Here is a 13,080-nt window from a genome sequence, read left to right on the forward strand (position 1 = left end):
CTTCTTCCTGTCTCAGAACATGAAATAACGTTGCGCCATCGGCAAAACCTCGGCGGGTTGGCAGGTGAGCAATTCGCCGTCCGCACGCACCTCATAGGTTTCGGGGTCGACGTCGATCTGCGGCGTTGCATCGTTCAGCAGCAAATCCTGCTTGCCGATGTCGCGGGTATTGCGCACGACGACGGTCTGTTTCGCCAGCCCAAGCGTATCGCCAATCCCGTCGGCCTGCGCGGCGGCCGAGACAAAGGTGATCGCCGAGTGTTCCACCGAGCGCCCATAAGCCCCGAACATCGGGCGGCTATAGACCGGCTGCGGTGTCGGGATCGAGGCATTCGGATCGCCCATCTGCGCGCACGCAATGGTGCCGCCCAGCAGAACCATTTCGGGCTTCACGCCAAAGAAGGCGGGGTTCCATAGCACCAGATCGGCGCGTTTGCCTTCTTCTATGCTGCCGATTTCATGGCTGACGCCGTGGGCAATTGCCGGGTTGATGGTGTATTTCGCGATATAGCGGCGCACGCGCATATTGTCGTTTTCACCGGTTTCCTCTGGTAGGCGGCCGCGCTGTTTCTTCATCTTGTCAGCGGTCTGCCATGTGCGGATCAGCACTTCACCCACGCGGCCCATGGCCTGACTGTCGGACGCGATGATGCTGAACGCGCCCATGTCGTGCAGGATATCCTCGGCCGCAATCGTCTCGCGCCGGATGCGGCTTTCGGCAAAAGCCACATCCTCGGGGATGGATTTGTCGAGGTGGTGGCAGACCATCAGCATGTCCAGATGCTCTTCGACCGTGTTCACGGTGAAGGGCCGCGTCGGGTTGGTCGAGGACGGCAGAACGTGGTTCTCACCGCAGATCTTGATGATATCCGGGGCGTGGCCGCCGCCTGCGCCCTCGGTGTGAAACGCATGAATGGTCCGGCCTTTCATGGCCCCCACGGTGTTTTCCACAAAGCCGGATTCGTTCAGCGTGTCGGTGTGGATCATCACCTGCACGTCCATCGCGTCGGCGACCGAGAGGCAGCAGTCGATGGCCGCAGGTGTCGTGCCCCAATCTTCGTGCAGTTTCAGCGCGCAGGCCCCGGCCTTGACCTGTTCCTCTAACGCAGCGGGTAGCGAAGCGTTTCCCTTACCGGCAAAGGCCAGGTTCATCGGGAAGGCGTCAGCCGCCTGCAGCATCCGCCCGATATGCCAGGGGCCGGGGGTGCAGGTGGTGGCCAGAGTGCCGTGCGCCGGTCCGGTGCCACCGCCCAGCATGGTGGTCAGACCGGAATGCAGCGCGTCCTCGATCTGTTGTGGGCAGATAAAGTGGATATGGCTGTCGAATCCACCCGCGGTCAGGATACGCCCTTCACCCGCGATGGCCTCGGTTCCGGTGCCGATGATGATATCGACGCCGGGCTGCGTGTCTGGATTCCCGGCCTTCCCGATCTTGGCGATGCGCCCGTCTTTCAGACCCACATCGGCCTTGTAGATACCCGAGTGGTCCACGATCAGCGCATTGGTGATGACCGTATCCACGGCCCCTTCGGCCCGGGTGGCCTGAGACTGCCCCATCCCGTCGCGGATCACCTTGCCGCCGCCAAATTTGACCTCTTCGCCATAGACGGTCAGGTCGCGTTCTACCTCGATCACCAGATCGGTGTCGGCCAGCCGCAGCTTGTCTCCCGTGGTGGGGCCAAACATGGCGGCATAGTCAGAGCGTTTGATTTTTGCTGGCATCAGAGTGGCCCCATGACCTTTTGATTGAACCCGTAAACCTTGCGCGCGCCGCTGATCGGGATCAGCGAGACCTCTCGGGCCTGACCGGGTTCGAACCGCACAGCGGTACCGGGGGCGATGTCCAGACGCAGGCCATGGGAGGCAGCGCGGTCGAATTCCAGTGCGGGATTGGTTTCGGCGAAATGATAGTGCGAGCCGACCTGAATTGGGCGGTCGCCGGTATTGGCCACCATCAGCGTCACCGGTTCAACGCCCGGGTTGAGCGTGATTTCGCCCTCGGCAGGGAAAAGCTCGCCGGGGATCATTTGTTTAGTTTCACCATCAAAGCAACAGCGGCCAGCGCGACCACCGCGAGGCCCACGGCCAAAGCGGCATAGTCCGTGCCATGTGCATGGATATGCGTGCCATTATGCGCGGCGGCGGGGCCAGCCAGGATCAAAGCGGGGAAAAGCATACGGGTCATATCAGGGTTCCTTTGTCAGCGAATAGGGTTGTGGACAGTCACCAGCTTGGTGCCATCGGGAAAGGTGGCCTCGACCTGAACCTCGTGGATCATCTCGGGCACGCCCTCCATGCATTGCGCGCGGGTGATCACCTCGGCCCCGGCTTGCATCATGTCGGCGACCGACCGCCCATCGCGGGCACCTTCGACCACGGCGTCAGTGATCAGGGCAATCGCCTCGGGGTGGTTCAGCTTGACACCACGTGCCAGCCGCTTGCGGGCGACCTCGGCGGCCATGGCGACCAGCAGTTTGTCTTTTTCTCGGGGCGTCAGGTTCATGTCAGATTGTCCAGCATCGGGGAAGCGTATTATTGTTCAGTTGCCGCAGGACCGGCAGCAGCGCGCGGCGCAGGGCAAGGCTGTTTTGGGCCAGCATTCGGATCACCAGCAGATCACGGTGCAGCAAGCTGGCCCCGGCGGTGTCGGGCAGCATCTGACGGATCGCGTCCAACTGGCCTTGGGCCGTGGGTGAGGCGAAGGCGACCAAAGCCATCGCACCTGCATCGCCTGCGATATGGGGCTGGGCCAGATGCGTCTGCAGATCGCCGCTGAACCGCAAGGCGTCCAGAAACAGGGGCGCGCCGTTCCGGCGAATCTCGATCCGGTCGCGCAGGCGGATATCGGTCAAGCGTTCGCCCATGGCCATCCGCCCGAAGATCAGCGGCTCGACCATCAGCGCGCTGGCATCCGGGGCCAGATCGATTTGCAAACGGCGGTCAAGCGCGCTGCCGTCGAACAGGATCGTCTCTTGCGGCAACCAGTTCAGCCGCGCGCCCGGTGCGGCTATCAGGTGATTGACGACCTGCCCGGACGGGCCGGGCTTGGCCTTATAGGCGCGCTCGCAGGCCTGCGTGGTCAGGGTCAACGTTGTGCCTTTACCCGCCTGAGCCTGCAATCGAAACGAATCGCCGCCTGTGATCCCGCCCGCAGTGTTCAGCAACACGGCATCCAGCGCATCCCCGTCGGTTCGGGGGAACAGGCACTTGAACGATCCCGACTGACGAAACCCGTCCAGAACTGAGGCTTTACAATAACGCTTGACGCTCAGCCGAACTGCGCCCTGTGCGCGTGGCGGCGTCGTGGCCTTGGGGGGCGATATCGTGGCGTGATGTGTAATGGCGCACCTGCGGGACAACGTTCGGTGCCGCCTGTTTCAGCGCTTGTTTGTCAAAACTCTATTCCCGAACAGCGAATCCTGTCCGTTTTTCAGAGCAGCAGATTACTTCTTGGGCAATCATCCCGACTTTCGCCGAAAATTTGAGCACAAGTGCCGAATGATCGGGAATGTCCGGCTAACGATTTGCCAACTTCGCCGCAATGCAGAAACCGTATGGGTGCCCACCACGGGGAAAACGCCCAGGGGTGTGTGACGGCTGCGCGAATTGGACCTCGGACACAACCGCCACACGTAACGCAACATACTGTTGCGGGGATCAGGTAGTAGAAGACGGCGTGTCAACGCAAGGATTCTGTGCCCGCCCCGCCAGGAGAATCTAATGACATTTCTCAAATCCACGCTCGCCGGATCGGCCGTCTTCGCCGCCATGGCAACCGCTGCGTTGTCGGCAGAAGACACCATCAAGGTTGGCGTACTGCATTCGCTGTCGGGCACCATGGCGATCTCGGAAACCACGCTGAAAGACACCATGCTGATGCTGATCGACCAGCAAAACGCCAAGGGCGGCCTGCTCGGCAAGCAGCTTGAGGCCGTGGTGGTCGACCCCGCATCCGACTGGCCGCTATTTGCTGAAAAAGCGCGTGAGCTGCTGAGCGTGCATGAGGTGGATGTGATCTTTGGCAACTGGACGTCTGTTAGCCGAAAGTCGGTCCTGCCGGTGATCGAAGAACTGAACGGCCTGCTGTTCTATCCGGTTCAATATGAGGGTGAAGAATCGTCCAAGAACGTCTTCTACACTGGTGCCGCGCCGAACCAGCAGGCAATCCCTGCGACCGACTATTTCCTGGACGAGTTGGGCGTTGAGAAATTCGCACTGCTAGGCACAGATTATGTTTATCCCCGCACCACCAACAACATTCTGGAAAGCTATCTGAAGCAGAAGGGCATCGCGGACGAGGATATCTTCGTCAACTACACCCCGTTTGGGCACTCTGACTGGTCCAAGATCGTGGCCGATGTGGTCGCACTGGGTGCGGATGGCAAGAAGGTCGGCGTGATCTCGACCATCAACGGTGACGCCAACATTGGCTTCTACAAAGAGCTGGCTGCGGCGGGCGTCTCAGCAGACGACATTCCGGTCGTGGCCTTCTCGGTGGGTGAGGAAGAACTGTCCGGTCTGGATACAGCCAACCTTGTGGGCCATCTGGCGGCGTGGAACTATTTCCAGTCGGCGGATACCGACGTGAACGCGGAATTCGTCGAAACATGGAAAGCCACCATGGGCGACGAGCGCGTGACCAATGACCCGATGGAGGCGCATTACATTGGCTTCAACATGTGGGTGAACGCCGCAACCGAAGCTGGCTCGACCGAAGTCGACGATGTACGCGCCGCCATGTACGGCCAGGAATTCCCGAACCTGACCGGCGGCACCGCGGTCATGTTGCCGAACCACCATCTGGCGAAACCGGTTCTGATCGGTGAGATTCAGGAAGACGGCCAGTTCGACATCATCAGCGAAACCGACGTTGTGCCGGGCGACGCCTGGACTGACTTCCTGCCGGAATCGGCGGTGCTGATCTCGGATTGGAAAGAACTGGGTTGCGGTATGTACAACACCGAGACCAAGACCTGCGTTCAGACCCTGTCGAACTACTAAACTATACGCAAGGCGGGTGCGATTGCCCGCCTTGCCCCAAGACATCTCGGGTTTCATCAAATGTTACGACTTTACCTTGCGGGCCTCGCAATCCTGTGCGCCTGCCTGACTGCCAACGCGCAAGAGGCCGGTTTGCAGCCGATTCTGCGACAGCATCAGGAGATCATCGCCAAAAGCTCACGCAAGACGATCAAACCGGCGATTGACGCGATTGCCAGCAGCGGGTTGCCACAGGCGCAGGTGATGCTTGAGACATGGGCCGCCAAGGACGTGTGGATGCGCAAGTCCGACGGCCTGTTCTTTGTCGGGAAAAAAGCCGAGGGGCGGTCGTATGAACTGACCGATTTCGATACCGGAGAGGTCGTCGGGACGTTTGAGAAATCCGACCTGAAACAGTTGAAACCCAATAGCGGTATCCGCGCGATGATCGGAACGGCTTTGGTGCAGTTCCAGTTGACCGATCCAGATAGCGCTCGGCGACAGGCTGCGTTGCAATCCATCCAACGCGATCCCGAGGGGGTATTGTTGGAACCACTTCGCGCGTCAATTGACGACGAACCCGATGCGGATTTGAAGGCGCAGAAGCAGCGGTTGGAACGGTTGTTGACCATTGGGTATGACACCGATACCGACGCGCGTGTGGCTGCGATTGAAGAGATGTCCGACGATCTGGGCGTCGATGTTCGCGCGGCCCTGAACCCTTTGGTAGTGACCAAACGACAGGCCGCTGCCACGCTGCCCTCGGACATGAATATCGCCGCCGTGCTGCAACCCGACTCGGATGACCTGTCGCGCGACGTGGCTTATGATCTGCTGGTTGCCAGCGATTTGGCCGCACCGCGTGTTTCGCCAGACGACATTCGCGCCGCTCTGGCCGCCAATATCGACCGAGGTCGCGTGGGGGGTGTTCCGTTTGCGCAACTGAGCTCCGCCGCTGCCCGCGCGCAGGCGTATGAGGCATTGGCTGAGGCCGGGACCGTCCCGGCCTTGATCACGCAAGCCGACATCGATGCAGCACTTGCCGCGCATGTGTTCTTTGATACCTACGCGGAGCCTTCGCCCGACGTGACCGCCGCCGCCGCGCATGCATTGGAGCAGATTGAGTTGAAGGTCGGCCTGAACCAGACCCTCGACCTGACGCTGGACGCGATTTCTCTGGCGTCGATCTATTTCCTCGCCGCCATCGGCCTGGCGATCACCTTCGGCGTGATGGGCGTCATCAACATGGCCCATGGTGAGTTTATCATGATGGGCGCATACACCGGCTATGTGGTGCAGCAATTTATCCCCGACCACACGCTGTCGATCATCGTCGCGATCCCGATGGCCTTTGCCGTCACCTTCGCCATGGGCGTCGCGATGGAGCGGCTGGTGATCCGCTGGCTGTATTCGCGTCCACTTGAGACTCTGTTGGCGACCTTCGGTATCTCGATTGCGCTGCAACAACTGGCCAAGAACATCTTCGGCACGCAGGCAAGGCCGCTGACCGCGCCCGGCTGGCTGGACGGCGCTTGGGTGCTGAACGACGTGGTCTCGATCAGCTATATCCGTATCGCGATCTTTGTGCTGGCGATGATCTTTCTGGGGCTGTTTTTGTACATCATGAAACGCACCCGGTTGGGGCTTGAGATGCGCGCAGTGACGCAGAACCCGCGTATGGCCGGATCGATGGGCATCAATCCAGGACGGGTGAATATGCTGACCTTCGGGCTGGGTTCGGGCATCGCCGGGATCGCCGGAGTTGCAATTGGACTGTTCGCCAAGGTCACGTCCGATCTGGGCAGCGACTATATCGTGCAGAGCTTCATGACTGTGGTTGTCGGCGGTGTGGGCAATATCTGGGGCGCGTTGGCGGGGGCAGGCATGATCGGCTTCCTGCAAAAGGGGATTGAGTGGATGACCCCCTCGAACACCCTCGCGGCCCAAACCTACATGATCATCTTCATCATCATTTTCATCCAGTTCCGGCCAAGGGGCATCATCGCCCTCAAAGGCCGCGCGGCGGGGGATTGAGCCATGGACCGCAGTTTTGTTGCCAAAAACCCCTCGGTGCTGGTCTTTCTGGCCATCCTGTCCCTGTTCACCTTGGGCGTTACCGTCCTGTCCGAAGGGTTCGGGATCGGCGTGATCTCGACCAGCTTTGTCAAAACGCTGGGCAAGACCCTGTGCCTGTGCCTGATCGCTGTGGCAATGGATCTGGTCTGGGGCTTCACGGGCATCCTCTCTCTCGGTCATTTCGCCTTTTTCGGGCTGGGCGGCTACATGATCGGCATGTGGCTGATGTACGAACGCACCCGCTTGATCGTGGTCGAGTCACTGTCGCAAGCCGACATTCCGCCCACCCCGTCCGAGGTGGTGGACGCCATCGGAACGCAAATCTTCGGCGTCGTCGGATCGTCGGGCTTCCCGCTGATCTGGGCCTTTTCAGACAGTCTGTTCCTGCAACTGGCACTTGTCGTATTGGTGCCGGGCCTGTTGGCGTTGATCTTCGGATGGCTGGCGTTCCGCAGCCGGGTGACGGGCGTGTACCTGTCGATCCTGACGCAAGCAATGACCTTGGCGCTGGCGTTGTACCTGTTTCAGAACGACAGCGGCTTGCGCGGCAACAACGGCCTGTCGGGCTTGCAGAACCTGCCGGGCGTCACGGCTTCGCAGGATGTGGTGTCGATCTGGTTCCTCTGGGCCTCGGCTTTGGCCTTGGGGCTGGGATACATGCTGGCGGCATGGGTGGTGTCAGGCAAGTTTGGCTCGGTCATCCGGGGCATCCGCGACAACGAGGCGCGTGTGCGGTTCCTCGGCTACTCGGTCGAAGTCTACAAGCTGGCCGTCTTCACCCTGACCGCCTGTATCGCCGCCGTAGCGGGGGCGCTCTATTATCCGCAGGCGGGCATCATCAACCCCGAGGAGATGGCCCCGATCGCCTCGATATATCTGGCCGTCTGGGTCGCCATCGGCGGGCGTGGTCGCCTGTACGGCGCCGTCATCGGCGCGGCGTTCGTCAGCCTGCTCAGCACATGGTTCACGGGCGGGCAGGCACCAGATATCCCGCTGGGGTTCTACACGATCAAATGGGTCGACTGGTGGCAGGTGCTGCTGGGCGTGTCCTTCGTGCTGGTCACGCTGTTTGCTCCGCAAGGGATCGGAGGGCTGTTCGACCTCTGGACCAACCTCCGCGCACCACAGCGCCACGGCGCGGCCCTGGGGCCTGATGAAAGCGCGTTGCGTGAAAAGGAGGCCACGGAATGAGCACTCTGCTAGAGGTCAGCGGCGTGTCGGTTACCTTCGACGGGTTCCGCGCCATCAACAACCTGTCCTTCCAGATAGGCAACGCCGAGCTGCGCGCGGTGATCGGACCGAACGGGGCGGGCAAAACCACCTTTATGGATATAGTCACCGGCAAGACCCGGCCCGACGAAGGTCGCGTGATCTGGGGTGAGAAATCCGTTTCCCTGTTGCGAATGAGCGAAGCCAAGATCGCGCAAGCCGGCATCGGGCGTAAGTTCCAGAAACCCACCGTGTTCGAAGATCAAACCGTGCAGGAAAACCTGCTGATGGCGCTGAAAAACAAGCGCGGCTGGCTGGGCGTGCTGTTCTATCGGCCTTCTGCAGATGATCTGGACAAGGTCGCGGATCTAGCCTCTGAAATTGGTCTGAAGGATGAGTTGACCCGCAAATCCGGCGAACTCAGCCACGGGCAAAAACAATGGCTTGAGATCGGTATGCTTCTGGCGCAGGAACCCCGCCTTCTGCTGGTTGACGAACCCGCCGCCGGGATGACCCCGCAAGAACGCGAACACACGACCGATCTATTGGTACAGGCCGCCAAAACCCGCGCCGTTGTTGTGGTCGAGCATGACATGGAGTTCGTGCGCCGCCTCAATTGCAAGGTCACAGTCCTGCATGAAGGCTCGGTTCTGGCCGAGGGCTCACTGGATCATGTCACATCAAATCAGGACGTCATCGATGTCTATCTGGGGCGCTGAGCAATGCTGAAACTGACCGATCTGACCCTGCATTACGGGCATTCGCAAATCCTCAACGGTATCTCGCTGGAGGCCGCGCGAGGAGAGGTGACCTGTGTGATGGGCACCAATGGCGTGGGGAAAACAAGCCTGATCAAGGCGATCTCGGGGACGCATCCGCGCTCGGGCGGCGATCTGATACTAAACGGTGAGGCCCTGCCACCTCTGCCAGCCCATCGCATGGCGTGGAAAGGCGTGGCCTACGTGCCGCAGGGGCGCGAGATTTTCCCGCTGTTGACTGTCCGCGAAAACCTTGAGGCCGGCTTTGTCTGCCTGCCAACAAATGAACATTTTGTTCCGGACGAGATCTTCGATATGTTCCCGGTGCTGAAGAAAATGCAGAACCGGCGCGGGGGTGATCTGTCGGGTGGCCAGCAACAGCAACTTGCTATTGCCCGGGCGCTGATCACCAAGCCTCAACTTTTGCTGCTGGACGAACCGACCGAAGGCATTCAACCCAACATCATCCAGCAGATCGGCGAGGTAATTCGCCACCTCCGAACCAAAGGAGAGATGGCCATCATTCTGGTCGAGCAGTATTTCGATTTCGCCTATAATCTTGCCGACAAGTTCATCGTCCTGCGGCGCGGCGCGGTCCTGATGCAAGGCACGCGGGACGAGCTTTCGCGGGAACAGGTTCTGCAAGGCGTAACGGTTTGACATTCATAAAGGAACCAGCCCGTTGACCGGCGAGAAGCTGCAGGTTTTACGGGGAGCAGTTTAGCACTCTAGCTACCTAATGCGGACTTTAATGCAACATCTCGCAGCGGTGGATTCGTTACGCAATGTAGGGTTCGAACAGTGTCAGATTCTGCACTTGCAGCGGATGACCGGAATGTGGGCTGCGACCGCAGAATGCCACCAGTGTGTCGAATGTCTCTTATGGGCCGGTCCTCAAAATTTGCAAGGTTCCCTATCCGCGTTTTGCTGTCATTGGGGCATCGTGCAGCATTGGTCAAAATGGGCTCGATTGTAACCATCGCTGCGCCGAGAACGTACGCCCGGTCCGGATTGGCGAACGGCACTTGCCGCCCGCCAAGGTACTCTAGATGTCGATTTTCTCGGCGATACTCAGCGCATCTTCAAGTTCGACGCCGAGGTATCTGACTGTGCTATCGACCTTGGTGTGCCCGAGCAGAAGCTGAACCGCTCGGAGATTTCCCGTTTTCCGGTAGATCTCTGCCGCCTTGGTCCGTCGAAGCGAATGCGTTCCGTATCCGCTTGGTTCCAAGCCAATTGCAGCCACCCAGTCTCTGACAAGCCGACCGTACTGGCGCGTCGAGATGTGTGGTCGGTCGTGGAAACGGCTGGGAAACATGAACGGGCAAGCCAGCATCTCGGGCGACTTCACCCATGCCAGGACAGAGTCCCTTGTGTTTTCAGTCAGTTCGAACTGAACGGGGCGCTTGGTTTTGCTTTGGATCACTGAAACACGCTCTCGGACGCGGTCATCCTTGACGAGATCAGCCACTGCGAGTTTGACCAGATCGCATCCACGCAGTTTGCTGTCTATGGCGACGTTGAACAAAGCCAGATCGCGAAGGTAGCCCGCAAGTTCCAGGCGTGCGCGGATCGCCCAGACCTGTTTTGGCAAGAGTGGGCGCTTCTGGCCGATGATACGCCCCTTGTTCCACGCTCTGCGTTTTGGGGTTACGGCGGGTAGTTGGACTCTTGGCATGATATGCCCTCCGATCCCCCCTCCACGCCCAGTCATCAGCACCGTGCTGACAAGGCGATTCTACGAGGCGGCGGAATGTCCGCAGTCCAAAGACAGTTTGGCACGCCATTTCTGCGTGAGCATTAGGCGGCTCCGAGCCCAAAGTGTTCATTTTCAAGAGTCGGGATTCGCGCTTGCAGCGAAGAAATCAAGCACGTGCAGAAATAACGCGATGAACGCGCACCGGCATATTGATTACTGCGTTAAAACGATGCCCGTCTCAGCTTCAAGTTTTTCTGCGTCGACGGTAATTATGCGTCCCGTTGCGTCGGTGCTGATGACGCCGCCTCCAGACTGATGCAGTGACTTGAGGAATTTCAATACTTCCGGAGATGAACCGATCTTGAAATGCTTCAGCGGGTCACCGGACTTAATGTTGGTCAAGTCAAATACGGCAACCTTCAGACCACCAAGCTCAGACACGGATTTGATATCACCGACCCTATCTCCCTGACGCCGAAGTTTTGCTGAGAGGCTAAGCGCCAGATCATCATTTGTTGTCAGCAAGATGATGGGTATACCTTGCGCCAGGACAGGTTGCGCCTGCGTGCGGAAAACATCTATGTCGAGGTCCGCAGATATCAGGATAAGAGCCCGGATTTTCCGCAAAACCGATATTTGATTTTGCTGAGCCAATTCACGCATGGTGTCCATGGCCACGAAATTTCCCATGGAGTGGGCAACCACCAGATAGTTCGTCAGACGCGACTCTGACATGGCGGCGAGGGTCTCTTTGAATGATCCACGGGCAAACAATGCGCTTTCACGGTCATCAAGGTATTTCAACACGCTGCCTGCAGACGGCCAAGAATAGACGATTTCGACCCCTTCGCGTCCGGTATCTTCTGCGAGGGCGGTTGCGCGTATGACAGCTTCGGCTGAATTGGTGTTGAACCCATGGACGAAAACAAATCCTTGACGGTCATCGACAGCGCGTTTGCCGGCCTCTTCATTTATTGCCCGGACAAATGCCTGTTTGCCTTTCAGCCGTACGGCAGAAGAGACCAGGAACTGCGTGTTCGGATCAACATCTTGTCCTTTAGGGTACCTCACTTCCCCGATTTCCCGCGCTGGCGGTATCGAGATGACAAGTTTGGAATAATTGGTCTGGTCGGAACGGGTTTCAGTAAAGAAATCTGGCGCGGGTGCAGGCGCCCGGGAGGCCGCGACCAGGATCGTCCTTTCGCGTGCTGGCGTTGCAGCATTTGGCAACAGGGCCAATGTTCCGCGTTCACCGCAGCCGCTGATCATTGCGGCGGCAACGACAACCAATACAGTCAAACTGCGCATGGCCATGTCCTTTTTTGAAGCGCTAAAATATTGATTAGACGCGCCAGTACGTCAGCCAGAGGCCGATACACGCGGTGCCTCGGTGTCGTCCGCGGTGGCAATAACATCGTCTGAACGATCCACTTTTACAGTACGTTCAGCAAACTCGATACCGTTGTTTGCAAAGCCTTGCTGCACCAGCCTGTAGACTTCGCGGCGGATGAGAAACTGTTCGCCAGGCAGGGTTGTGAATTTGACACGCACGGTCAGCCCGTAGAGATCGACGCCGTAGATACCTTGAAACTTAACAGGCGAGAGCATTTGCGGACCAAAATACTCATCCTCTTCGATTTGCCTGGACAGCGCCTTGATGACTTTCTTAACTTTGAGGATGTCCGTGTCATGCGGGACCTGAAACTCAAGCTTTGAGATGACCCAGTCCCGGCTGCGGTTCTTGACCGATTGAATGGTGCCGTAAGGAAGCGTTTGCAGCGCTCCCCGGTGGTGCCGGATTTGCATCGATCTCAGAGAAATCTTTTCGACGGTGCCACGCGTCTCACCAATTTCTACATATTCTCCCAGCCGAAAGGCATCGTCTATCACAAAAAAAATGCCCGCTAGAATATCCTTCAGGAGGCTCTGCGCCCCCATACCCAATACGATCCCGACAATGCCTGCCCCTGCCAACATTGGGGCAATTTTGACCCCAAGCTCTGCAAGGGCGACAAGGATCGCAATGACGACAGTAAAGGTGATCAAGATTGCCCGCACCAAGGGGATGACACTCAAACCGCGCGACGACGGCGCATGCTCAGGGTCGGTGGTTTCCTGCCGGGCATTGCTGGTCAACAGGTAGTGGCGCAGCGCAGCGAGCATGGCGAGCGACAACAAGCTGCCGCTCAGCAGGAACAAAAGAACGCGAGTTGTCGAGGTGATCTGCTTTGTTTCACCGTGAAGCAGGATGCCGCCAAACACGACCTCTGCCACGACGAGGACGATCGAGCCAAGCCCAATCAGCCACCAGTACAAGGTGCTTGGTTTTGCCAATTCAGTATCCCCCTCTCTTCAAAA

13 protein-coding genes are annotated in these 13,080 nt (G+C 58.9%); 5 read left to right on the forward strand and 8 right to left on the reverse strand.

Going from position 1 to position 13,080, the window contains the following annotated elements; genetic code table 11:
• Positions 1 to 12 precede the first annotated feature (12 nt).
• From ureC to FIU92_RS17625, 5 genes are read right to left on the reverse strand one after another with little or no spacing between them, the layout of a single operon-like run.
• On the reverse strand, positions 13 to 1,722 hold the full coding sequence (ureC, locus tag FIU92_RS17605; protein WP_152460015.1) for an urease subunit alpha: 1,710 nt from the start codon (positions 1,720 to 1,722) through the stop codon (positions 13 to 15).
• Entirely contained in the window at positions 1,722 to 2,027 is a 306-nt protein-coding gene (locus FIU92_RS17610) for an urease subunit beta (RefSeq protein WP_152460017.1), read from the reverse strand. Before FIU92_RS17610 ends, ureC begins: the two co-directional genes overlap by 1 nt.
• Positions 2,024 to 2,185: a peptidase M23 gene (locus FIU92_RS17615; protein WP_152460018.1), complete on the reverse strand. Its 162-nt coding sequence runs from the start codon at positions 2,183 to 2,185 to the stop codon at positions 2,024 to 2,026. Before FIU92_RS17615 ends, FIU92_RS17610 begins: the two co-directional genes overlap by 4 nt.
• 15 nt (positions 2,186 to 2,200) lie before the next feature.
• The gene (locus FIU92_RS17620) at positions 2,201 to 2,503 is read right to left on the reverse strand and encodes an urease subunit gamma (protein WP_152460019.1); all 303 of its coding nucleotides are present in this window, start codon (positions 2,501 to 2,503) and stop codon (positions 2,201 to 2,203) included.
• Position 2,504: 1 nt separating this feature from the next.
• Positions 2,505 to 3,359: an urease accessory protein UreD gene (locus FIU92_RS17625; RefSeq protein WP_254705402.1), complete on the reverse strand. Its 855-nt coding sequence runs from the start codon at positions 3,357 to 3,359 to the stop codon at positions 2,505 to 2,507.
• Between the two features lie 361 nt (positions 3,360 to 3,720).
• On the opposite strand from FIU92_RS17625, the gene urtA reads away from it, so the two are divergent.
• From urtA to urtE, 5 genes are read left to right on the forward strand one after another with little or no spacing between them, the layout of a single operon-like run.
• Entirely contained in the window at positions 3,721 to 5,001 is a 1,281-nt protein-coding gene (gene urtA / locus FIU92_RS17630; protein WP_152460021.1) for an urea ABC transporter substrate-binding protein, read from the forward strand.
• A 60-nt stretch (positions 5,002 to 5,061) separates the two neighbouring features.
• A complete protein-coding gene (gene urtB / locus FIU92_RS17635; RefSeq protein WP_152460022.1) occupies positions 5,062 to 7,014 on the forward strand; it encodes an urea ABC transporter permease subunit UrtB in 1,953 nt (650 codons plus the stop codon).
• Between the two features lie 3 nt (positions 7,015 to 7,017).
• The gene (gene urtC, locus FIU92_RS17640; RefSeq protein WP_152460024.1) at positions 7,018 to 8,247 is read left to right on the forward strand and encodes an urea ABC transporter permease subunit UrtC; all 1,230 of its coding nucleotides are present in this window, start codon (positions 7,018 to 7,020) and stop codon (positions 8,245 to 8,247) included.
• A complete protein-coding gene (gene urtD / locus FIU92_RS17645; protein ID WP_046210419.1) occupies positions 8,244 to 8,984 on the forward strand; it encodes an urea ABC transporter ATP-binding protein UrtD in 741 nt (246 codons plus the stop codon). The genes urtC and urtD overlap by 4 nt, the downstream gene beginning before the upstream one ends.
• Positions 8,985 to 8,987: 3 nt before the next feature.
• On the forward strand, positions 8,988 to 9,683 hold the full coding sequence (gene urtE / locus FIU92_RS17650) for an urea ABC transporter ATP-binding subunit UrtE (protein ID WP_152460025.1): 696 nt from the start codon (positions 8,988 to 8,990) through the stop codon (positions 9,681 to 9,683).
• A gap of 385 nt (positions 9,684 to 10,068) precedes the next feature.
• Here urtE and FIU92_RS17655 read toward each other — a convergent pair whose 3' ends face one another.
• From FIU92_RS17655 to FIU92_RS17665, 3 genes are all read right to left on the reverse strand, one after another.
• On the reverse strand, positions 10,069 to 10,701 hold the full coding sequence (locus tag FIU92_RS17655) for a tyrosine-type recombinase/integrase (protein ID WP_152460026.1): 633 nt from the start codon (positions 10,699 to 10,701) through the stop codon (positions 10,069 to 10,071).
• A gap of 234 nt (positions 10,702 to 10,935) precedes the next feature.
• Positions 10,936 to 12,030 (reverse strand): alpha/beta hydrolase, encoded by a 1,095-nt coding sequence (locus FIU92_RS17660; protein WP_172978530.1) that lies wholly within the window; start codon positions 12,028 to 12,030, stop codon positions 10,936 to 10,938.
• A gap of 51 nt (positions 12,031 to 12,081) precedes the next feature.
• On the reverse strand, positions 12,082 to 13,056 hold the full coding sequence (locus tag FIU92_RS17665; RefSeq protein ID WP_152460030.1) for a mechanosensitive ion channel family protein: 975 nt from the start codon (positions 13,054 to 13,056) through the stop codon (positions 12,082 to 12,084).
• Between the last annotated feature and the right edge of the window lie 24 nt (positions 13,057 to 13,080).

Origin of the sequence: Ruegeria sp. THAF33 (assembly GCF_009363615.1) — a bacterium.
In the GTDB taxonomy this organism is placed as follows: Bacteria; Pseudomonadota; Alphaproteobacteria; order Rhodobacterales; family Rhodobacteraceae; genus Ruegeria.

Excerpts from the sequence above, each read along its gene's own strand:
- FIU92_RS17615 (WP_152460018.1), bottom strand. The coding sequence starts at position 2,185 with ATGACCCGTATGCTTTTCCCCGCTTTGATCCTGGCTGGCCCCGCCGCC.
- urtB (WP_152460022.1), top strand. The coding sequence starts at position 5,062 with ATGTTACGACTTTACCTTGCGGGCCTCGCAATCCTGTGCGCCTGCCTG.
- ureC (WP_152460015.1), bottom strand. The coding sequence starts at position 1,722 with ATGCCAGCAAAAATCAAACGCTCTGACTATGCCGCCATGTTTGGCCCC.
- urtE (WP_152460025.1), top strand. The coding sequence starts at position 8,988 with ATGCTGAAACTGACCGATCTGACCCTGCATTACGGGCATTCGCAAATC.
- urtC (WP_152460024.1), top strand. The coding sequence starts at position 7,018 with ATGGACCGCAGTTTTGTTGCCAAAAACCCCTCGGTGCTGGTCTTTCTG.
- urtD (WP_046210419.1), top strand. The coding sequence starts at position 8,244 with ATGAGCACTCTGCTAGAGGTCAGCGGCGTGTCGGTTACCTTCGACGGG.
- FIU92_RS17655 (WP_152460026.1), bottom strand. The coding sequence starts at position 10,701 with ATGCCAAGAGTCCAACTACCCGCCGTAACCCCAAAACGCAGAGCGTGG.
- urtA (WP_152460021.1), top strand. The coding sequence starts at position 3,721 with ATGACATTTCTCAAATCCACGCTCGCCGGATCGGCCGTCTTCGCCGCC.
- FIU92_RS17660 (WP_172978530.1), bottom strand. The coding sequence starts at position 12,030 with ATGCGCAGTTTGACTGTATTGGTTGTCGTTGCCGCCGCAATGATCAGC.
- FIU92_RS17620 (WP_152460019.1), bottom strand. The coding sequence starts at position 2,503 with ATGAACCTGACGCCCCGAGAAAAAGACAAACTGCTGGTCGCCATGGCC.
- FIU92_RS17610 (WP_152460017.1), bottom strand. The coding sequence starts at position 2,027 with ATGATCCCCGGCGAGCTTTTCCCTGCCGAGGGCGAAATCACGCTCAAC.